Below are 20568 nucleotides of genomic sequence, written 5' to 3' on the forward strand. Positions count from 1 at the left end.
TCTCCTTGTAAATTTTAAGGTTTGGATTATATCAAATAAAACTTTAAGCTAAAATTTGAGCTAGTCGCTCTTTTATATCATCGCCCCACTCACTTACACTTAAAATACCGCCATTTTCGCAAATTTTAGTATCGACAACACCGCAATACTCACTAAGTGCATTTTTGTATCCTCTACGGATAGTGGCTTGTCTGCCTTGCAAAAAACCAGCACCAGCTAAAATCAAAACCCCAAGATCAAAGCCAAATTTTATCTTAGATGATGAACCTGAACGTATCCACGATAAAAATATCTCATCGTGACGTAAATTTAAAGCTCCTATGCCATCAGGAACGACTATCATATCCGCACCATACAGGCTCTCGCCGTAAATTTCAGGCTGAATTTTAAGCCCAAATTCATCAACTATCTCGGGTTTAAAGGCACAAGTTTTAATACGTGCATTTTCAAACGTTCGCAGATAACCAAGAATTTGCGAAAAGCCTATTAAATTCATCTTATCATACATAACGACCGCTATATTCATACTAGCCCTTTATCTTAGTGAAGTGCCTCGTTTAGCTTTATAGCACGTTTTGAAACACTTGCGATGATTTGCCCTGTTTGGCTATTTTGTCTAAAATGAAGTCCATTTAAATTTGCAAGTTCTAGTCCTTTATAAAGCTCTCTATCAAAGCTAAATTTAGGATTTATCTCGCTTAAAGCCTTTCTATCTTTCTCGCTTATAAATACCTTTGTGCCCTCTAAAATCGCAATACCAGCATCAACAATACACTTATCGCCAAGCGGTATGCCAGTAACTGAGTTTGCACCAAGTAAGCAGTTTTTACCGATACCAACTGGATTGCCATTTGTCCCGCTTAATACGCCTAAAATTGACGCACCGCCGCCCACATCTGAGCCCTCGCCCACGACAACAGAGCTACTTACCCTGCCCTCTACCATTACGCTACCGGTCGTGCCAGCGTTAAAATTCACATAAGCAGCGCCCGGCATTATGGTTGTGCCAGCACTTAGGCTTGCACCCATTCTTACTTTTGATGTTTCAAGAATTCTCGTATTATCAGCTGGTATTACGTGGCTTAAAAAGCGTGGGAATTTATCTACACTTAAAATCGCTGGATACTCGCCTCTCATTTTTAGCTCTATCTCATTTTGGCGTAAGTATTCAAGCTCAATTGGTTTGCCATTTATATCCCAAGCTACGTTTTTTAGCACCCCAAACGCCCCGTCAAGGCAAAGTGAGCGAAGTTCTGCCTTGTTTTGGCTTAAAAGATAGAGTTTTAGATAGACCGCCTCAACACTCTTTGGCTTCTCATCGCTAAATAAAAATGCTACCCTGAATTTGCTCTCATTTTGTGCATTTTCAAGCTCATTTAAAACCGCTCTAACTAGCTTTACATTTTGGTGTTTTTCTATCTCACTCTCAAAAACTTTAAACAAATCCCACGCTTTAAGCGCCACATCTTTACTAAAATCAGCTACAAATTCGCTACCGCTAAAATCCACGCTCACACCGCGCTCTCTTAACGCCTTAATGATAACAGCCGCGCTTAAATAGCTCTCTTTGAAATTTACAACCGCATAATTTACCGATAAAATCGCACTTTTATCTACCACGCCACGCTCTACTCTGCCAATAGCAAAAGCGATAGGGTCTTTATATCCAGCCTCATCTCTTACGCTTTGAGCGATTTTTGTAAAATTATCTACTAAATTACTCATTCTTTTCTCCTTAAATTTTGCTAGAGTTTAGCAAAAAGTAGTTTAAAGTAAGAAAATTTTGTATTTTAAAATAAAGTCATTTAGTATCTAGCCTCAAAAGAGATAGCAAAATTTCTACGTGGTGCCGTATAGCGTTTTGAACCCTCTGCTTTATCTCCGACAGATCCCTGATTTCCGTTGTATTCTATTTGACGTAGATTTTCCCAAGTTGAATATTTTTTGTTAAATAGATTAAACACACCAAAATTTATACTGAAATTTTTACTTATCTTATAGCCTGCAGTTAGATCAAAAATAACATAGCTCTTGCTTAGATGCGGATATTCCTCGGGGTTAAATGGTGTCATTTCGCCCGTATCTCTGTTTAAAGAACTGCTCACCAATGACTGATTTGGTACAATCATGTACATGGCATCTTTTGGCTTTTTTCTAGCTACATATTTACTAGTTAATAACACATCAAGTTTTTCACCGCTATATCCAAGTCCAAATATCGCAGTAAATGGCTGAACCGCTAGTAAAGATGTTCCATTGTTTTTGCTACCCTTTTGATAAGTTGCTTTAAGTGTAGTATAGTATTCTCTAGGCAAATTAATAAGATCGCCATTAAATCGCGAGTTTATTTCTATACCTTTAATATAAGCTCTATCTATATTTATTTGCCTATATGTCAAATCTTTTAAAAAATAAAACGTTTTTCCATTCCAACTATTATATGAACCTATCGTAGCATCATAAGAGGTATCTATAAAATCTTTATATCTTGTATAAAAAACACTGGCTGTTACAGCGTAGCTTTCACCATCTTTTAGTATACTAAGTTCATGATTTTGCGCTCTTTCTGGCTTTAAATCCAAATTTCTACTATATACGGCAGTTCCAGCGTCTCGCATCTCAAAATACATCTCTTCAACTTTTGGTGCTTTAAATCCAGTGCTATAACTATAAGATAGTGTTGTTTGTGGCATAACTTCATAATCAATGCCAAATTGATATGTTAGGGCTTTAAATTTTGTATCATCTATGTTTTCAGGCTTATGTTTTTTGCTATTTTCATAAGGCAATTGTGCCTCTTGTGGTTTATAATGATATTTATCAAATCTAGCACCAAAATTCATGCTTAATTTATCGCTTAATATAATGTCATCATTTAAATATACATACAAAAGCTCGCTTTTAACTGGCTGTTGGTATGTAAAAATATTAGTTGTTACTTTTGCTGGTGTATGGTAATGGTTATATCTTGTTTGTCTGTTAATATTTTTAAAGATGCCATTATGATAACCCATGCCAAAGCTAGGTATATGAGATATATTTGCTGTGTTAAATTCACTAAAAATTCCATTCACATCAAATTGATTTCTATCTTGATAAAAATCATAAGATCTATACAAATCAAGTTTATTTGCTATATTGTATGGATAACTCATATACTGATTGCTTGTAGATTTTTGATTAACTCTTTGTTTTGAAAAACTAGCTTTTAAATAGTTTACCAAACTGTCTTGGCTTGACATATACTCATAGTAAAAGCCATATCGCTTATATGGTATCTTTTCTTTAAAAGTTCTTCTATTTGTACTTGCTACGGCATTACTCTTTTGTTCTGTAAAATAGTCCTGTTTTAAATCCTCATAAAAGGTGTTAAAAAAATGGCTATCAGCAAACCTGTAACCAAATTTTGCGAGTCTTGAATGTGTCGTAAAATCCACCGGGTCTGGTAAAATTCTACCATAGCCACATAGATGTGGGTATTTGTGATTTATGGGGCCACTTGTACTAGTGCCACAAAATGGGACATCATCAACCTTTCCACTATAAGAATTCTTAGTCTCCTTTCCCTTTTTGTATGTGTATTGAAAGAGTGCTTCAATGCCATTATGCTTCACACCCCCCCCCATAACTTGCTTAAACTCACTATTTTTTGAAGCATAGGCAGTTTTACTGTATACTCCAAATGCTTCTCCATCACGCACAAAGTCATCTACATTTTTTGTCCGCATAGATACACTCCCACCTATAGCACCACTACCCTTTGTAAGAGAGTTTGCACCCTTGCTAAATTCAATGCTTCCTAAATTTTCAATCTCGGTGCTGTTTCTATTGCCATTCATAAGACCCTTATCGTAGTAAAATTTAGGCATAAAGCTTTCAACAGCCTCCATTCCATCTACTTTAACCGAAACCCTATCACTATCAACTCCACGTATAGCATAGCCATTATTTCCGCTTCTACCACCCTCAGTAACTGTTATGCCAGTTTCATTTCTAACCAAATCCCTTTCGTTATAAATCTGCCCCCTTTTAATATCACTCTTATTTAGCTGAGATTTTTTAGATGATATATTATTAGCCGTGACACTAATCTCATCAAGACTGACTTCCTCGGTTGCAAAAAGTAAATTAGTCGCAATTATTAGTAGTATACCACTGCAATATCGCATAAAATCTCCTTAAAATTTTAAACTAAGGTAAGGATTATAACGATTTTTTTATTAATAAAAACTGATTTTTAATATCAATATTAAATAGTAAATTTAGCGTAAATGCGATATATTTATATGTAATAAGATATTTATGTGCGCTATATTTTTGATTTTAAATATTATATAGAAGCTAAAATTTTCTCTGCCACAAGGCGTGGGTTTTGGGCTTTATAAATTGGACGTCCAACCACGATAAAATCGCTTAAATTTTCTTTTGCTGTGTTTAAATCAGCTACTCTTTCTTGATCGTCCGTGCTTTCGCCAAATGGACGAATTCCGGGCGTTAGGGTTATAAATTTTGCACTTGTGGCGTCCTTTATCATCTTGCTTTCAAAGACTGAACAAACCATACCATCAAGCCCGGCACTATAAGCACTAAGGCTAAATTTTCGCACCGCATTTTTAATGCTATCGTTATAAACCGCTCTAAACTCATCATCGCTAAAACTAGTCAGTGCCGATACGCCAAGCACGAGTGGGCGACGTGGCAGGGCATTTAGACGTGCCATCACCTCGCTCATCGCACGCACACCAGCACTTGCGTGAATATTTATCATATCAACGTTTAAATTTGCAATAACCTGGGCAGCGTCGGCTGTAGTGTTTGGTATGTCGTAAATTTTAAGATCAAGAAAAATTTTAAAACCCAAATTTTTAAGCTCATTAACAAACTCCGCCCCATCGCGTAAATACGCCCTAAGCCCCACTTTTAGCCACAAATCAAGCCCAAGAAGGCTTTTAGCAAGGGCTAAATTTTCATCACGACTAGCCATATCAAGGGCGACGCAAAGTTTCATTTTATCGCACCCAAAACGCCATTTATAAATCGTGGACTGGTATCACTTGTAAGCTCTTTTGCAAGTTCAACCGCTTCATTGATGATAACAGCTCTGTCCGTATCGCCAAGGCTCATCTCAAAAATGGCAAGTCTTAAAATCGCCCTCTCAACCACGCCGACTTTGCTGATATCGCCGTCTTTTAGGTGTGATTTTAAAATTTCATCAATCTCATTTTGCTTAGCTAAAATTTGCCTAAACGTATCACTCGCCTGAGTTTTTCGCTCGTTTCGTATCTTTTTTTCTTCTAAAAACTCATCTATAAACTCATCGCTACTACTGCCCATTTCGTGTGCGTAAAGTAGCGAAACTACCGCTTGTCTAGCCTGATGACGAGTAGCCATTTTACGCCTTTAAGCTTTTATAAAGGCTAAGCATTTCAATAACGCCAGTCATCGCCTCAAAGCCCTTGTTGCCGGCTTTTGAACCAGCTCTTTCAATGGCTTGTTCAATATTATCAACCGTTAAAACGCCAAAAGTTACTGGTAGTCCGTATTTTAGCGTGATGTTTGCAATGCCCTTTGTGGTTTCAGCTGAAACGTAGTCAAAGTGCGGTGTAGAGCCACGAATAACCGCTCCCACGCAACACACGGCGTCAAATTTACCGCTCTCAAGCACCTTTTGTAGTGCCATAGGAATTTCAAACGCACCTGGCACTAAAATCAGACTTAAATTCGCCTCATCTCCGCCGTGGCGTAAAAACGCATCACGCGCACCTTCAACCAAGCGGTCGGTTATGATGTGATTAAACCTTGCGTTTATTATCGCAACTCTCTCATCTCCATTTAAGCGTAGTTTGCCTTCAATTATTTTCATTTTTGTCCTTACTCTTAAATTTGTTCTTTTGCTTTTAAAATTGAAACATCTATTCTATTATTTTTTATATTAAAGTTTTTTATTATGTGTCGCTGGGTCTCAGGTGACCAGTAAATTTTAAGATATTTTTTAGATCTTGTAATAGCGGTATAAAAAATACTGTGCGTAATATTTTCTTCCATTTCTCTCGTAATTACTATCTTTACACTTTCGTATTCTAGCCCTTGAGACTTATGTATAGAAACAGCGTATGCGAGCATAAATGGAAGTTTTTCTTGCTCATCATCATTATCTGTATTTATATTTTTATCTACGCTAAAACCAACAATGCTTTTAGTATCATTTTTAGAAATTAATTTCAACCCAGCGGTAAAAGAGTGGTTTTCTTCAAAAATTTTATCAACTTCAATCTCAAAATAGAGCTTGTTTTGTTCATTTTGATCTACAATATTTATTATTTTACCTTTAAGATTATTATGCAAATCACTTATAAAAAAATTATTATCTACAAACAAAATCGGATCATCTACTTTAAATTCAAAATTACCTATCTCAAACGATGGATTTTTATTTGCAATCTGCAAAAATTTATTAAGATTATTGACACCATAAAGTCCATCATAATTAAGGCAAAGAACAACTTCATCATCATGTTGTTTATGAAAAATTTCATCATTTTTTTCATCTAAATTTAAAAAGTATTTTCCCCACACTCCAAATTCGTCTATCGTATCATCTTGTTTAAATTTTCTAACACACTCCCAAAATCTCAATAAATCATCATCTTGTGTTCTATATGGTTTTTCAAGTTTAAACTGGCAATGTTTTGGTAAAAATTCTCTTGCTATATCAAACCATACACCATATTTTATGGCTTCTATTTGATATGTATCTCCAATTAAAACGAGTTGCTCAAAATCTACTTTATTTAAAATTTGCACCATATCGGCATTGCTTACCGTACTACACTCATCTATAAAAAGCAGATCACATTTAAACTTTTGTTTTGATTTTACAATCTTTGCAATCGTATAAGTATTACTAGAATTAGCATTTTGTACTTTGGATTTTATATTTTCGATAGCTGGGTGTGTTTGGGCTAAAAAAATTTGTTTTTTAGAATTGTATAAATTTGATATATGGTTTGCCAAAGTTGATTTGCCAGTGCCTGCCGCCCCATAAACAAATGCAACTTTTGATTTTATAAATAGCTTTTTTATGATTTCTACTTTTGTTTCGTCATCAATTTTATTTATATTATCTTTAATCCAATTATTAGCAAATTCTTCATAGTCATCTAAGCCTTGCTTTGATAGTTCTTTTAATATTTTTAAAATATTAATTATATCCGTCTCGTAGCTTTTTATGCAATAATTATCTTTCCATTTACAAATTTTACGTAATTGTTGTTTTGCACCATCTTTATAGAGTAAATTATTAAATTTATCAATCAAAATTGGTAAATTTGAAAAATTAGAAAGTTCGTTTTCTTTTGTATATAGTACACCGTTATTTTCTATATTTCCAACAATAAATTTAGCCAAAAATTCATGTTCTCTGTTTTTATAATCAATACATTCAAATAAGTCCGATATTTTTGGATTATGTCCGCATAAGCTTGAAGCAAATGGCATATCATCAAACGGAATGCTTTCATATTGTAAATATAAATCCGATAATATATGATTTGGTTTATATTCACGATCATTTTTTTGTTTTAAAATTTGAGCTTTTATAACTTTATTATTCATCCTATAAAGTAAATATTTTAATATATTGGTTCCTTTTGCATTATTTAGACAAATTTGTCTGCACTTGTCTAAAATCTCCAAAAAGTGTATTTGTATGTTATTTGCTTTAATATCTTGCTTAAATTCATTATATTTATTGTCATCAAAACAAATAATATCAACCAAATTATAATCATTTTTTGTAATATACTTATTTATGCGTTCAATTTCAGTATTTGAGCTTTTCTTTTTACCAAAAATTCTAGCAAAATTATCAAATTCACAAGGCCTTATTGATGTTTCAATTTCAGAGATAATAAAAATTGGCATATTTTTATTTTTTATTAAAATTTTACTCTTTTCAAGTTTGGCCTTTATGGCATAGTTGTCACTTATTTTAGTTTTACTAAAAGCCACAATACGACTAAATTTACTAACATTGTCTGTAGCATTTGTTAAAGTAATTTCATAAATAATCTCTTCTTTTATAAAAACTGGCTTAATCTTCCAAACATAATATCTACTTTTGTTGTTACTATTTGCCAACCTAAAGTCTGTAAAATTATCTAACTTTGATAAAATTTTTTCATAATATTCATCTAAATTTTTATCCAAGTATAGTGGAAACTTATGTAAATTTCCAAGTATGTTTAAGCCAAATTTATCTCTGCAAAGTTTTTTTAATAAAAGTAGATACTCATAGTATTTTAGCATTAATCTTTCTGAATTGTTTTTATCGTGCGTATAGTGAGACTTTGTTATTTGAAGAGAATCATGAAATTTTTTTATAAAACGAAATTCTTTGCTTATGGTGCTTATTTTATCCGGTATTGATGGTATTGTTTTTTTGGCATCTTCTAAAGTTATGTTATCATCTAATCCTTTTTGACGTAAAACCATATACATTGAGCAATGCTCTACCAAATTCCTAAGCTGGGGCAGAATGTTTTGTGATAAAAAACCACGATCATTTAATATCTTATTTGCTTCTATATTATCACATATGGTTTGATTTGTATCTTGTATAACTTCCAAGATTTTCAAATTTTATCCTTGTTTATCCTAAAATCTCTTGTATTTTCATCGTTTGCTCAACCACTTTATCAAGCTCGTCTAAGCTTAGCATATTTGGTCCGTCGCATAACGCTTCGCACGGATTTATGTGCGTTTCGTAAAAAAATCCATCCACGCCTACACTGGCTGCCGCACGTGCTAAATATGGCACAAATTTCGCGTCTCCACCACTTTTTTCACCAAGAGCTGACGGCATTTGTACCGAGTGCGTAGCGTCAAAAATCACCGGTGCATACTCACGCATAAGCACTAAATTTCTCATATCAACGACTAAATTTCCGTACCCAAAGGTGCTTCCACGCTCACATAGCCATACGCCGTTTTGTCTTGCTACCTCATATCCCTCGCCACTTACACCACGTGTTTCAAGCACCTTTTTGACTGAGTGTTTCATCGCAGATGACGCTAAAAACTGCCCTTTTTTGATATTTACGACTGCACTCGTTTTTGCAGCAGCCACAAGTAAATCAGTCTGGCGACACAAAAACGCTGGAATTTGAAGCACATCAGCCACCTTTGCCACCGGCTCTGCCTGATAGCTTTCGTGAATGTCAGTTAAAATTTTAAAGCCAAATTTCTCTTTAACACGGGCTAAAATTTCACAACCTTTCTCTAATCCCGGACCACGAAACGAGCTAATGCTGGTGCGATTTGCCTTATCAAAACTTGACTTAAAATAAAAATCTATTCTCTTATCGTCATTAAAATGAGCTAAACGCTCCGCAACCTGCATTACAAGCTCTTCGCTTTCAATAACACAAGGTCCTGCTATTAAAATCATCACTTCTCCCTTGCTACTAATATGCCACTAAACACGACCAAAATTATACCAAAAAAAGCCACCATATTTGGCAACGAATCGCCCATAAAAAAACCTATCACAAGCGTAAAAACCACGTCTGCATAGCTTACTGCTGCCACTACTCCGGCTTTTTTTGCAGCAGCATAGGACTTTGTCATATAAATTTGAAACAAAAATCCAGTTATACCCATAAGCACGATAAATAGGGCATTATGCCAACTTGGCATTACAAATTTTGATATTAAAAAATCAAGCGGTTCATAGCTTAAAAACTCAGCCAAGCTCATAAAAATAAGCGGTAAAATCGTCCCCCAAATCATAAATGTTAAAACTATCGTATTTGTTGTGTAACTCTTCTTAAGCTCTCTTACGCTCGTGTAAGCAAGAGCAGCGCCTATACCGCTAAAAATTCCAATAATATCAGTCTTTGAGATACCTAAATTTGGCTGAATAATAAGCAAAATTCCCACAAATCCAATGGCAATCGCACCCCACCCCTTTAGGCTCAAAATTTCTTTAAAAACCATAGTTGCCAAAATCGCCGTAAAAATCGGACTAGTCTTAGAAAAGGTAAAAGCTGCTGCCAAATTTATGTGAGCGACGTTGTAAAAAAATGCAAACATCGCCATCGTGCCGATAAATCCACGAAACATCAAAAGCCAAAAGTGTCCGCCAGTCTGGGTTTGACGAAATTTCAAAATAGCATAAACAACTATGATAAGTCCGATAATATTCCTAAAAAAAACAACTTCAATACTTGGCATATATGCTCCAAGAACTTTCGCAAAAGCCCCAGTCATTGCAAACATCAAACAAGCAATCAACATATAATATACGCCCAAATTTCGAATAATTAATCGTTTTAACAAAATAAGCCTTTCAAAAGGCAATTTTATTAAAATCTTGCTTAAAATTTATAAACAAAAAGGTATAATGGCACTTTTAAAAGGATAAACGTGCAAAAAGTTATATTAGTTGGAAAGCCAAATGTTGGCAAAAGTTCGCTATTTAACCGCCTAGCCAAAGAGCGTATCGCGATAACCTCAGACATAGCAGGGACGACAAGAGATACAAACAAAGCCGTAATCGACATTGATGGCAAAGAGTGTGTGCTAGTTGATAGCGGGGGGCTTGATGATAGCTCTGAGCTTTTTAGAAACGTCAAAATAAAAACGCTAAATGAGGCTAAAAACTCAGACATCATAATATATATGGTAGACGGCAAACTTATGCCTGATGATGAGGACAAGGCTCTTTTTTACGAAATTTTAAAGCTTAAAAAGCCGACCGCTCTCGTAATAAATAAAGTAGATAGCAAAAAAGATGAGCAAAGAGCGTGGGAATTTATAAATTTTGGGGCAAATTTTGTATTTGAAATTTCAGTTAGCCACGCAACTGGCATTGACGAGCTTAATCAATGGATATTTAAAAATTTAAAATCACCACTCATAAAAGCTGATGAGAGCGATGACTTTGATGATTTTTTAGACGAATTTAACGACGAGGGCGAGATTGATCCTGAAAATTTTGATGAAAAAAATATAAAAGTAGGCATTATCGGACGTGTGAATGTCGGCAAAAGCAGTCTTTTAAACGCTCTAGTAAAAGACGCTAGAGCCGTTGTAAGCGATATAGCAGGGACTACGATTGACCCTGTTAATGAAATTTACGAACACGAGGGCAGAATTTATGAGTTTGTAGATACTGCTGGTATTCGCAAACGCGGTAAAATCGATGGCATTGAAAAATACGCACTAAACCGCACTGAGAAAATTTTAGAACAAGCAGACATTGCACTACTCGTGCTTGATAGTTCTGAGCCTTTAAGTGAGCTTGATGAGCGTATCGCCGGACTTGCGACTAAATTTGAGCTAGGTGTCATCATTGTTTTAAACAAGTGGGATAAAAGTCAAATAGAGTTTGATGAGCTATGCAAAGAGCTAAGGGATCGCTTTAAATTTCTAGCCTACGCACCGATTATTAGCGTATCTGCACTTGGTGGGAAGCGTATTCATAAGGTTTATGGCTTAATAAACGATGTTTATAAAAACTACACACAAAAACTTCAAACCTCAAAACTAAACGACGTTATAGAAGACGCTACAAGAACGCACCCGATACCGCGTGATAAAGGCAAATCGGTTAAAATCTACTACGCCGTGCAGTTTGGCTATGCACCGCCAAAAATAGCACTCATTATGAATAAGCCAAAATGCCTACACTTTAGCTACAAACGCTATCTTACAAACAAGCTAAGAGAGAATTTCGAGCTTAACGGAACACCTATCGTGCTAATACCTAAAAAACGTGGAGCAGTTCAAGATGAAGAGCAGTGAAAATATCGTATTAATCGGTTTTATGGGCGTTGGCAAAGGCACAGTAGCAAGGGAACTATCGGTTAATCTTGAGAAATTTAATCTTGACTGCGACGATCTTATAGAAAGCTCTTTAAATTTAAAAATTAAAGATATTTTTGAAACAATGGGTGAGGCTCATTTTAGAGCGATTGAGAAAAATTTAGCAAAATTTTTAGCAAAAAATGTAAAAAATGCCATTATTTCAACTGGTGGTGGGTTTGTTAATGTCAAAGGGTTAAATAAAATCGGTAGAGTAATCTACCTAAAAGCTGGTTTTGACTTTATAATTGAGCGTCTTAAAAATAGCGAGAATAGCGAGAAAAAATTTGCTAAACGCCCTCTTTTGCAAGATTTAGATAAAGCTAGAGAGCTTTATAAAAGCCGTGAAAAAATTTATGAAAAAAAGGCTGATATAATCGTAAATGTCGAAAACAAAACACCTAAACAGATAGCAAAAGAGATAAAAAAAATAATCAGCAAATCATAAAACAAAGAGGTAAAATGAGAACTTTAACCGGTCTTCAGCCAAGCGGAAAACTTCACATCGGCAACTACTTTGGTAGCATAAAACAGATGATAAAAGCACAAGATAGCGAGGATATGTTTATATTTATAGCAAACTATCACGCTATGACTTCGGTTGCGGACGCTAAAATTTTAAGGGCAAACACACTTGAAGCGGCGGCTGCATTTTTGGCACTTGGAGTAGATCCAAACAGAGCGACATTTTGGGTGCAAAGCGATATAAAAGAGGTCTTAGAGCTTTACTGGGTGCTAAGCCAATACACGCCAATGGGACTGCTTGAGCGTGCTCATAGCTACAAAGACAAGGTCGCAAAGGGCATAAGTGCAAATCATGGGTTATTTAGCTATCCAGTTTTAATGGCAGCTGATATTTTACTTTTTGGCGCGGACGTCGTGCCAGTGGGTAAAGATCAGATCCAGCACGTTGAGATCGCTCGTGATATAGCACTCAAATTTAACAACGAACACGGCGAGATTTTAAAACTACCTGAGTTTAGGGTTGATGAAAATGTCGCTGTTGTGCCTGGCACTGACGGGGCAAAAATGAGTAAAAGCTATGGCAATACGATTGAAATTTTTAACGACCAAAAGGGCTTAAAAAAGCAAATCGGCTCTATTGTAACGACATCAGAACCGCTTGAAGCACCAAAGCAGTGGCAAAATTGCAACGTTTATAATATCGCAAAGCTATTTTTAGACGAGAGCGGACAAAATGAGCTAAAAGCACGTTACGAGCGTGGTGGCGAGGGTCACGGACACTTTAAAATGTATCTAAATGAGCTAATTTGGGAGTATTTTAGCAAGGCACGTGAGAAATTTGAGTATTACAAAAATCACACCGATGAAGTAGAGCAAATTTTAAGCCAAGGTGCAAAAAAAGCAAAAGATATCGCAATGCCAGTCATAGAAAACGTAAGAAAAGCAACTGGGATTTATTAATATTTTTGGCTAATTTTTTAGCCAAAATTTGTTAAAATAGACCAAAATTTCAACTCAAAAAAGGCAAACAATGATAAACCTAAAACTTCTTGAAAATAACTACGAAAAATTTGTATCAAAACTAAACGCAAAAAAGGTAAGCAGTGATCTTATAAAAGAGTTGCTTGATACGTTTAATACGCTTAAAAAAGAGCGATTAGAGCTTGAAAATTTGCAGTCCTTTCAAAATGCAAAGAGTAAGGAGCTTGGCGAACTAGCAAGAAACAAAGCCGATACAACAGCCCTAAAAGACGAGCTTAGCAAAAATAAAGAGCAGATTATAAAACAAAACGAAGCGGTTAAAATTTTAGAAGCAAAACTTGATGAGATCGCTAGTTGTGTGCCAAATATCATTGACGATGATGTCCCGCTAGGCGATGACGAAAACGACAATGTCTGCATAAAAGAGGTTTTAACACCCCCAATTTTTGACTTTGAGCCAAAAGCTCATTATGAGCTAACGCCAGAGCTTGACTTTGAGCGTGGGGCAAAAATTTCAGGCTCACGCTTTACGATTTTAAGGGGCGAAATGGCTAGACTTAGCCGTGCACTGGTAAATTATATGATTGATTTTAACCAAGCCCGTGGCTTTGAGCTTGTAAATGTGCCATTTTTGGTAAATGCAAACACGCTTTATGGCACTGGTCAGCTACCAAAATTTAAAGACGACCTTTATAAGGTTGATGATGAGGACTTGTATCTTATCCCAACTAGCGAGGTGCCAGTAACAAATATCTACAACGACGAGATTATTGACGCTAGTAATTTACCAATAAAAATGACTTGCTACTCGGCTTGTTTTAGAAAAGAAGCAGGCAGTGCGGGTCGTGATACACGAGGTATGATACGTCAGCACCAGTTTGAAAAGGTAGAGCTAGTAAGCATAACTCATCCAGATGATAGCGAGAAAATTTTACAAGAGATGGTTGATTGTGCTTCGGATTTGCTAAAATCTCTTGGTTTAGCACACCGACATATGCTACTTTGTAGCGGAGATTTAGGTTTTGGTGCGGCAAAGACCATTGACCTTGAAGTGTGGCTACCGGGGCAAAATAAATATAGAGAAATAAGCTCGGTTTCAAACACGCGTGATTTTCAAGCAAGACGTGCTAAAATCCGCTACAAGCAAGACGGCAAAAACGCCCTAGTTCATACGCTAAACGGATCAAGCCTAGCCGTTGGTAGGACGCTAATTGCAATAGTAGAAAACTATCAAAAAGCAGACGGGTCTATTGAAATTCCAGCTGTGCTTAAAAGGTATATGTAGTGCCACAAAGTGACGAAGAAACGCTGGTTCTTAAGGCTTCAAACGATAGCGAAGATGAGAGTCAATCAGGTAGCAGTAGCGACGAAATAGTTTCGATAAACGAGCTTATAGATGACAACAAGCAAGATGATGAGCAGCCAAAAGAGCCACAAAAAGATGAAAAAAAACCAAACAAAAAAAAGCTAATCATCATAGGTGCAGTGGCTTTTGTTGCTATTTTGATCATCATCGTGCTAATCGTGGTGCTTCTTAAAAAAGATAAAAAACTAACTCAAGCACAAGAGATCATACAAAAGGTAGAGCAAAGCTACAAAACGCAAGATTTTAAGGCTTCAAAAATCGATGATATGATAAATAAGGCAAACCAGCTTTATGAAAAAGGTAACAAATTTGAAGCTCTTAAAATTTATGAAAACATAGCCACTTACAATCAAGCCCTATCAAGCTACAATTTAGGCGTTTCGCAGATGAAACAGGGGCGTTGTGATGAAGCTATAGCCTCATTTTCAAAGGCAATACAAGACAGAGAAAATACAAGTGTTTCAGCCATAAATGCTGCAGTTTGTTCGCTTGAGCTTGGCAATATGCAAAATTTCAACTACTACATAGAACTTGCAAACTCATTTTTACAAAACGAGTCAAACTCGCCACTTTATAGCTACTATTTTGCCCTGATAAACTACTACAAGAGCAACTATATCGAGGCACTTCACGCACTAAATCACCCAAGTAGCGAACACTATAAAGACAAATACGCGTATCTATCGGCTAAAATTTTAACCGCCTTAGGACGAGATGATGAGGCTATATCAAAATTGATTGGGATAAAAGAATTTGATACAAACATCGTTTTAGCTCAGCTTTATGCAAAAAAGGCGGATTTTAGCAAGGCAAGAGATCATCTGGCAAAAGCTACTAAAAATACGACACAAATAGATCTCATAAAGATGACGGCAGCGATGATAGATCTAAAAACGGGCTATTACAAGGACGCGGCTGGTTTTATCAAAGAAGTTTATGATATAAACAAAAGCATGCCAAGCAGTTTTTATAAGATCAAGGCAACCTTAAATCCTGAAATTTTTGATATAAATTTAGCCCAATCGCACTTTCACGATGATATGTTTTTTGATAAAGTAAGGCGTTATGAAACGATATTTTACTTTGCACCATATAAGGTTTTTGACGCTAAGCAAACTATGTCACAGATTAGAAAAGGTGGAGTTAGCCTATTTTTAGACGATACAGACGGAGCTAATAAATATCTAGGTGCTGGACTTAATGTTTCTGAGATAAATATAAAACTCTCAGGTGCTGTTGCCGACGCTCTAAACTACAAGCTAAAAGAGGCAAATGCCCAGTTTAAAAAGCTATCACAAGCCTATCCAGAGCACTCCATACTTCAGTATAATCTAGCTCTAACCTACGCACAGCTTGGAAATTTTAGCCTAGCTGCAAAACACTTTTTATCAAGCTATCATCTTGATCAAAGCAACTATCTAGCAGGCGTGTTTTACGCGATATCGAGCGATATAAATGGAAATTTAAGTCCAAAATTTATATCAGAGATTATGGAAAATTTAGAAAGCGATAAGAATTTACAACCATCAAACATCTACACCGCACTTTTGGGACTTATAAATCAAAATCAAGCCGTAATGATACGCTACCTTGAAGAGCCAAAAGATGAAACGACGCTAAATTTAGCCTTTGATACGATAATAGCAAGGATAGCTGGGTTTTCTGACGTGATGAAGGCAAAGAGTCAAAAACTGCTTGAGTATCTGCCAAGCGATATCGTGGCAAATATCTTAAATTTCATCGCAAACAACAATAGCAACAGCAGTATCAAGCAGTATGCAAATAACATACAAATTTACTTTAAGAGCAGACCGCTTGATGAGATGGCGTTTTATCACGGAGCAAACATCATTAAAAAGCAATACATCAAGCTACTGCAAATTTCAGGTTTGTTGTTTTATGAGCGCGATAAGATAAAAAAAGAGCTACAAGACGCTCCGGCAAATGTAAATTTGCTTCAAACCTTGGCTTACATTCAGATTTTTACAAATGAATTTAAAGAGAGCTTTGCGGTATACAATAGACTTATTGATGAGTTTAAGCTAGATGACGCAAATACGCTGTTTCTAGCCAGTGTCGCAGCAACTGGTGCAAATAGCCACAACAACGCCATTGCCCTACTTGAGCTAACAAGCCAAACCGACCCGTCAGCTATCGAAAACCGCGTGGCACTTGGCTTTTTATATCAACAAATAGATAACATAAACGCCGCGATTATACAATACAACAAGGTCGGCAATACCGAGCACAAGAATGAATTTTATGACTTTATGCTAATTAACAAATGAGCCTAACTAGCTAGGCTCATCGCTTTTTGGATAAAGTCATCATTTACGATAAAACTCGTATCGTAAATGTATGTTTGGGTGTCCTTTTTTATCTTAATAACGAGGCGTTTTGAGTTTTCTTTGTTTGTTTCTGCCTGACTCAGCGTATAAATTTTAGCCAAAATTTCTCTGCTTAACTGCTCTAAGCTTAAAACCAGCTCTAAAACGGCGTATTCACTCAAGCTTTTTTCCTGTTTTTCAGCCTGTTTTTTCTCAAATTTGCCGTAATTTCGCTGTTTTATCTCTTTTACCTTAAAGTCAGCATCTACTGCCTCTTGTATGCTTAAAATTTTATTTAGCTTTATCCTTACAAATTGATCATCTTTGCTAATATTTACTAAAAATGCGTAAGGCAGATCCTTTTTATCACTATCTTTAAAAATCTCCTCAACCTCATCAAGCTCATTTGCAAATATCGCTATCTCAACACTTCCGTGAAAGTCAAGCACGTTTATCGTCCCCATTCTTTTACCGCTTTTTGTGATACGAGTAGCAAAATCCTCTATCTTGCCAACAATCATTATCTCAGCACTCTGTGGCAAACTCTCAAAATCCGAGCTTAGTGTGTAATTTATCTTTGAAATTTGCTCTTTATACTCATCAAGCGGGTGTCCTGAAAGATAGATGCCAACTATCTCTTGCTCAAATTTTAAAATCTCTTTTTTGCCATACTCATCACTAGTAGCGATAAAATTTACCCTTACTTCATTCATACTCTCATCTTCGCCAAACAGGCTCTCGCTAGCATTTTTACGCAAAGTTCCAGCATTTTTACACGCTTCGATAGTATTTTCAATATTATTCATAAGTGCCAGTCTAGTAAACCCAAAGCTATCAAGAGCTCCTGATTTTATAAGACTTTCAATAACTTTTCTGTTTATCTTAAAAGAATCAACCCGGGAAGCAAAATCATCTAAATTTAAAAACTCGCCATTCTTTCTCTCGCAAACAATACTCTCAACGGCACCTTCGCCAACGCCTTTTAATGCGCCAAAGCCGTAAATTATCTTATCCACTCCGTTAGAATTTACAACGCTAAATTCTCTATATGAGCGGTTTATATCCGGTGGTAAAAGCTCTATTTTTAAACGCTTTGCCTCATCTATATATTTTACGATTTTATCAGTGTTATTCTCTTCGCTTGTTAAAAGTGCCGCCATAAACTCAGCTGGATAATAAGCCTTTAAATACGCCGTTTGAAACGTCACGTAAGCATAAGCAGCTGAGTGAGATTTATTAAATCCATAACCCGCAAATTTTAAAATCAGGTCAAATAAATCGCCTGATTTTTGGCTGTCAAAGCCCATTTTAATGGCTCCGTCTACAAACAAATCTTTTTGTTTTTGAAGAAGCTCCGGATCTTTTTTACCCATTGCACGACGCACCAAATCAGCCCCACCAAGGCTAAAACCGCCTATGGTCTGCACGATTTGCATAACCTGCTCTTGATATACGATAACGCCGTAAGTTGGGCTTAAAATCGGCTCAAGCTCATTAAACGCGTAAGTAATCGCCGCCTCGCCATGCTTACGCTTAACAAAGTCATCAAGCATACCGCTCTCCATAGGACCTGGACGATAAAGAGCAAGCATCGCAACGATATCTTCAAAGCAGTCAGGTCTTAGGCTAGTGCCAAGCTTTCTCATACCCTCGCTTTCTATTTGGAAAATGCCAATCGCATCGCCACTTTGTATCATCTTATAGACTTTTTGATCGTTTTTATCGATCTGCTCCCACACTATATCTTTGTTAAAACGCTGTTTTATAAGTTTAATCGCATTATCGATAACGGTCAGAGTTTTTAGCCCCAAAAAGTCAAATTTGATTAAGTCAACATCCTCAAGATATTTAAGGCTATACTGCGTTACGTAATGGTTTTCCTCGCTATTTGGCTGACGAAATAGCGGTGTTTTATACCACAGCTCTTCATTTGATATCACAACACCAGCTGCGTGTTGACCGGCATTGCGGTTTAGGTTTTCAAGGTCAAGTGCAAATTTCCAAACCCTAGAAGCATTTACGTTACTTTCTATAAGCTCCTTTATCTTTGGCTCTTTTTCATAGGCGTCTTTTAGCGTTATACCAAGCTCGTCAGGTATTAGCTTTGCCATAGCGTCAGCCTCAGCATAAGGCATACCACAAACCCTAGCGACATCGCGTATAACGCCTTTTGCGAGTAACTTACCAAATGTAATAACACCCGCAACGTTAAATTTGCCGTATTTTTCAATCACATAATCAATAATCTCGCCACGCCTTGTCTGACAAAAATCCACGTCGATATCTGGCATACTTACACGCTCTGGATTTAAAAATCTCTCAAAAAGCAAACTATAAGGTATCGGATCAAGGTCTGTGATACGAAGCGAGTAAGCCACAAGCGAACCAGCTGCCGAGCCCCTGCCTGGACCAACAGGCACACCACGCTTCTTAGCTTCATTTATAAAATCCCAAACGATTATCATATAGCCTGGGAAATTCATCTTATTTATAATCTCAATCTCACGCTTAAGACGCTCTTTATAAAGTTCGTGCTGCTCGGTAGGGACGAATTTTAAACGCTCATTTAAACCACGCCAACACTCATACTCAAAAAATACAGCGTCATTTTTAAAGCTATAACGCTCATTTGGCTCAGGTAGCTCTATGCCACGCTCCCTAGCATATTCAATGGTAAATTTAAAATTTGGCGGTGTCGCGTCGCCTAGCTTTATCTCAAGATTACATTTATCTACTATTTCTTGAGTATTTTCTATAACCTCTGGAACATCTAAAAATAGCTCTTTCATTTGCTCTGAAGTCTTTACATAAAATTCGTGAACGCTATGTTTTAGGCGGTTTGGGTCATCTAGGTTTTTGTTCATCGCTATACACATAAAAACCTCGTGTGCGTCGGCTCTTTCTTTAAATGTATAGTGAGTGTCGTTTGTAGCAATGATCTTTATGCCAGTCTCCTTTGCGATACGCAAAATATCATCGTCGATACGCCTTTGATCGCCTATGCCGTGACGCATTATCTCAAGATAAAAGTCATCGCCAAAAATTTCCTTATACTCAAGCGCGACCTCCTTTGCTCTCTCATATCCTTTTGCGCCAAATTTCAGATTTCTCTCGCTTAAATTCAGATGCCAACTAACCTCGCCCTGTAAACAAGCCGCCGTGCATATAAGCCCCTCTGAATGCTCACGAAGTAGCTTTTTATTTATACGCGGATAGTAGTAAAAACCCTCGATATAGCTCATCGAGCTAAGATACATTAAATTTTTGTATCCAGTTTGGTTTTTTGCGATTAGGATTAAGTGAAAGCGTTGTTTTGTGCTTTTATCGCCAAGCTCATCTTGATTATGTACGTAAGCTTCAATACCTATGAGTGGTTTTATGCCTTTATCTTTCATCGTTTTATAAAAGTCTATCGCTCCAAACATATTGCCGTGATCTGTTATGGCGACGCTTTTTACGCCCTGCTCTTTTAGCGTGGCAGCTAGTTCTTTTACCTTGTTTGCGCCGTCAAGTAGCGAGTATTCTGTATGTAGATGTAGATGTGTAAATGTGCTCATATTTTTC

General features: G+C 36.4%; 15 protein-coding genes. 5 read left to right on the forward strand and 10 right to left on the reverse strand.

The genetic code is table 11. The features are described from left to right. Window positions 1-43: 43 nt before the first annotated feature. The 9 genes from CMCT_RS06770 to CMCT_RS06810 all read right to left on the reverse strand — a co-directional run bounded on the left by CMCT_RS06770 (window position 44) and on the right by CMCT_RS06810 (window position 10338). Complete coding sequence (locus CMCT_RS06770) at window positions 44-526, reverse strand: type 1 glutamine amidotransferase family protein (protein WP_034969211.1); 483 nt, start codon at window positions 524-526, stop codon at window positions 44-46. Window positions 527-540: 14 nt separating this feature from the next. Continuing rightward, complete coding sequence (locus CMCT_RS06775) at window positions 541-1725, reverse strand: tetrahydrodipicolinate N-succinyltransferase N-terminal domain-containing protein (protein ID WP_034969209.1); 1185 nt, start codon at window positions 1723-1725, stop codon at window positions 541-543. 80 nt (window positions 1726-1805) lie between these two features. Then, complete coding sequence (locus CMCT_RS06780; protein ID WP_176325078.1) at window positions 1806-4169, reverse strand: TonB-dependent hemoglobin/transferrin/lactoferrin family receptor; 2364 nt, start codon at window positions 4167-4169, stop codon at window positions 1806-1808. Window positions 4170-4330: 161 nt separating this feature from the next. Then, complete coding sequence (gene pyrF, locus CMCT_RS06785) at window positions 4331-5008, reverse strand: orotidine-5'-phosphate decarboxylase (protein WP_034969203.1); 678 nt, start codon at window positions 5006-5008, stop codon at window positions 4331-4333. Further along, on the reverse strand, window positions 5005-5391 hold the full coding sequence (nusB, locus tag CMCT_RS06790; protein ID WP_034969202.1) for a transcription antitermination factor NusB: 387 nt from the start codon (window positions 5389-5391) through the stop codon (window positions 5005-5007). Before nusB ends, pyrF begins: the two co-directional genes overlap by 4 nt. 1 nt (window position 5392) lies before the next feature. Beyond that, the gene (ribH, locus tag CMCT_RS06795; RefSeq protein WP_034969200.1) at window positions 5393-5863 is read right to left on the reverse strand and encodes a 6,7-dimethyl-8-ribityllumazine synthase; all 471 of its coding nucleotides are present in this window, start codon (window positions 5861-5863) and stop codon (window positions 5393-5395) included. Between the two features lie 14 nt (window positions 5864-5877). Then, window positions 5878-8637, reverse strand: coding sequence for an ATP-dependent DNA helicase (locus CMCT_RS06800; protein ID WP_034969198.1), 2760 nt, complete (start codon window positions 8635-8637; stop codon window positions 5878-5880). Between the two features lie 13 nt (window positions 8638-8650). Beyond that, window positions 8651-9448, reverse strand: coding sequence for a 3-deoxy-8-phosphooctulonate synthase (gene kdsA / locus CMCT_RS06805; RefSeq protein WP_034969195.1), 798 nt, complete (start codon window positions 9446-9448; stop codon window positions 8651-8653). Next, the gene (locus CMCT_RS06810; protein WP_034969192.1) at window positions 9448-10338 is read right to left on the reverse strand and encodes a DMT family transporter; all 891 of its coding nucleotides are present in this window, start codon (window positions 10336-10338) and stop codon (window positions 9448-9450) included. The genes kdsA and CMCT_RS06810 overlap by 1 nt, the downstream gene beginning before the upstream one ends. 87 nt (window positions 10339-10425) lie before the next feature. Here CMCT_RS06810 and der point away from each other — a divergent pair, with 87 nt between their 5' ends. The 5 genes from der to CMCT_RS06835 all read left to right on the forward strand — a co-directional run bounded on the left by der (window position 10426) and on the right by CMCT_RS06835 (window position 16965). After that, window positions 10426-11805 (forward strand): ribosome biogenesis GTPase Der, encoded by a 1380-nt coding sequence (gene der, locus CMCT_RS06815; protein WP_034969190.1) that lies wholly within the window; start codon window positions 10426-10428, stop codon window positions 11803-11805. Then, window positions 11792-12313 carry a shikimate kinase gene (locus CMCT_RS06820; RefSeq protein WP_169776927.1) on the forward strand — a complete coding sequence of 174 codons (522 nt, stop codon included), beginning with the start codon at window positions 11792-11794 and terminating at the stop codon, window positions 12311-12313. The genes der and CMCT_RS06820 overlap by 14 nt, the downstream gene beginning before the upstream one ends. Window positions 12314-12327: 14 nt before the next feature. Continuing rightward, a complete protein-coding gene (trpS, locus tag CMCT_RS06825; protein WP_034969188.1) occupies window positions 12328-13290 on the forward strand; it encodes a tryptophan--tRNA ligase in 963 nt (320 codons plus the stop codon). 70 nt (window positions 13291-13360) lie between these two features. After that, window positions 13361-14596, forward strand: coding sequence for a serine--tRNA ligase (serS, locus tag CMCT_RS06830; protein ID WP_034969186.1), 1236 nt, complete (start codon window positions 13361-13363; stop codon window positions 14594-14596). After that, a complete protein-coding gene (locus tag CMCT_RS06835; protein ID WP_034969184.1) occupies window positions 14596-16965 on the forward strand; it encodes a tetratricopeptide repeat protein in 2370 nt (789 codons plus the stop codon). The genes serS and CMCT_RS06835 overlap by 1 nt, the downstream gene beginning before the upstream one ends. Before the next feature lie 2 nt (window positions 16966-16967). Here the strand turns inward: CMCT_RS06835 and dnaE are convergent, their stop codons facing one another. Then, window positions 16968-20561, reverse strand: coding sequence for a DNA polymerase III subunit alpha (dnaE, locus tag CMCT_RS06840; protein WP_034969181.1), 3594 nt, complete (start codon window positions 20559-20561; stop codon window positions 16968-16970). Between the last annotated feature and the right edge of the window lie 7 nt (window positions 20562-20568).

This window comes from Campylobacter mucosalis (genome assembly GCF_013372205.1).
Classification (GTDB): domain Bacteria; phylum Campylobacterota; class Campylobacteria; order Campylobacterales; family Campylobacteraceae; genus Campylobacter_A; species Campylobacter_A mucosalis.

Bases quoted from the DNA above. Each gene is read 5' to 3' on its own strand.
- CMCT_RS06770 (WP_034969211.1), bottom strand. From the start codon at position 526: ATGAATATAGCGGTCGTTATGTATGATAAGATGAATTTAATAGGCTTT.
- CMCT_RS06775 (WP_034969209.1), bottom strand. From the start codon at position 1,725: ATGAGTAATTTAGTAGATAATTTTACAAAAATCGCTCAAAGCGTAAGA.
- CMCT_RS06780 (WP_176325078.1), bottom strand. From the start codon at position 4,169: ATGCGATATTGCAGTGGTATACTACTAATAATTGCGACTAATTTACTT.
- pyrF (WP_034969203.1), bottom strand. From the start codon at position 5,008: ATGAAACTTTGCGTCGCCCTTGATATGGCTAGTCGTGATGAAAATTTA.
- nusB (WP_034969202.1), bottom strand. From the start codon at position 5,391: ATGGCTACTCGTCATCAGGCTAGACAAGCGGTAGTTTCGCTACTTTAC.
- ribH (WP_034969200.1), bottom strand. From the start codon at position 5,863: ATGAAAATAATTGAAGGCAAACTACGCTTAAATGGAGATGAGAGAGTT.
- kdsA (WP_034969195.1), bottom strand. From the start codon at position 9,448: ATGATTTTAATAGCAGGACCTTGTGTTATTGAAAGCGAAGAGCTTGTA.
- CMCT_RS06820 (WP_169776927.1), top strand. From the start codon at position 11,792: ATGAAGAGCAGTGAAAATATCGTATTAATCGGTTTTATGGGCGTTGGC.
- trpS (WP_034969188.1), top strand. From the start codon at position 12,328: ATGAGAACTTTAACCGGTCTTCAGCCAAGCGGAAAACTTCACATCGGC.
- serS (WP_034969186.1), top strand. From the start codon at position 13,361: ATGATAAACCTAAAACTTCTTGAAAATAACTACGAAAAATTTGTATCA.
- dnaE (WP_034969181.1), bottom strand. From the start codon at position 20,561: ATGAGCACATTTACACATCTACATCTACATACAGAATACTCGCTACTT.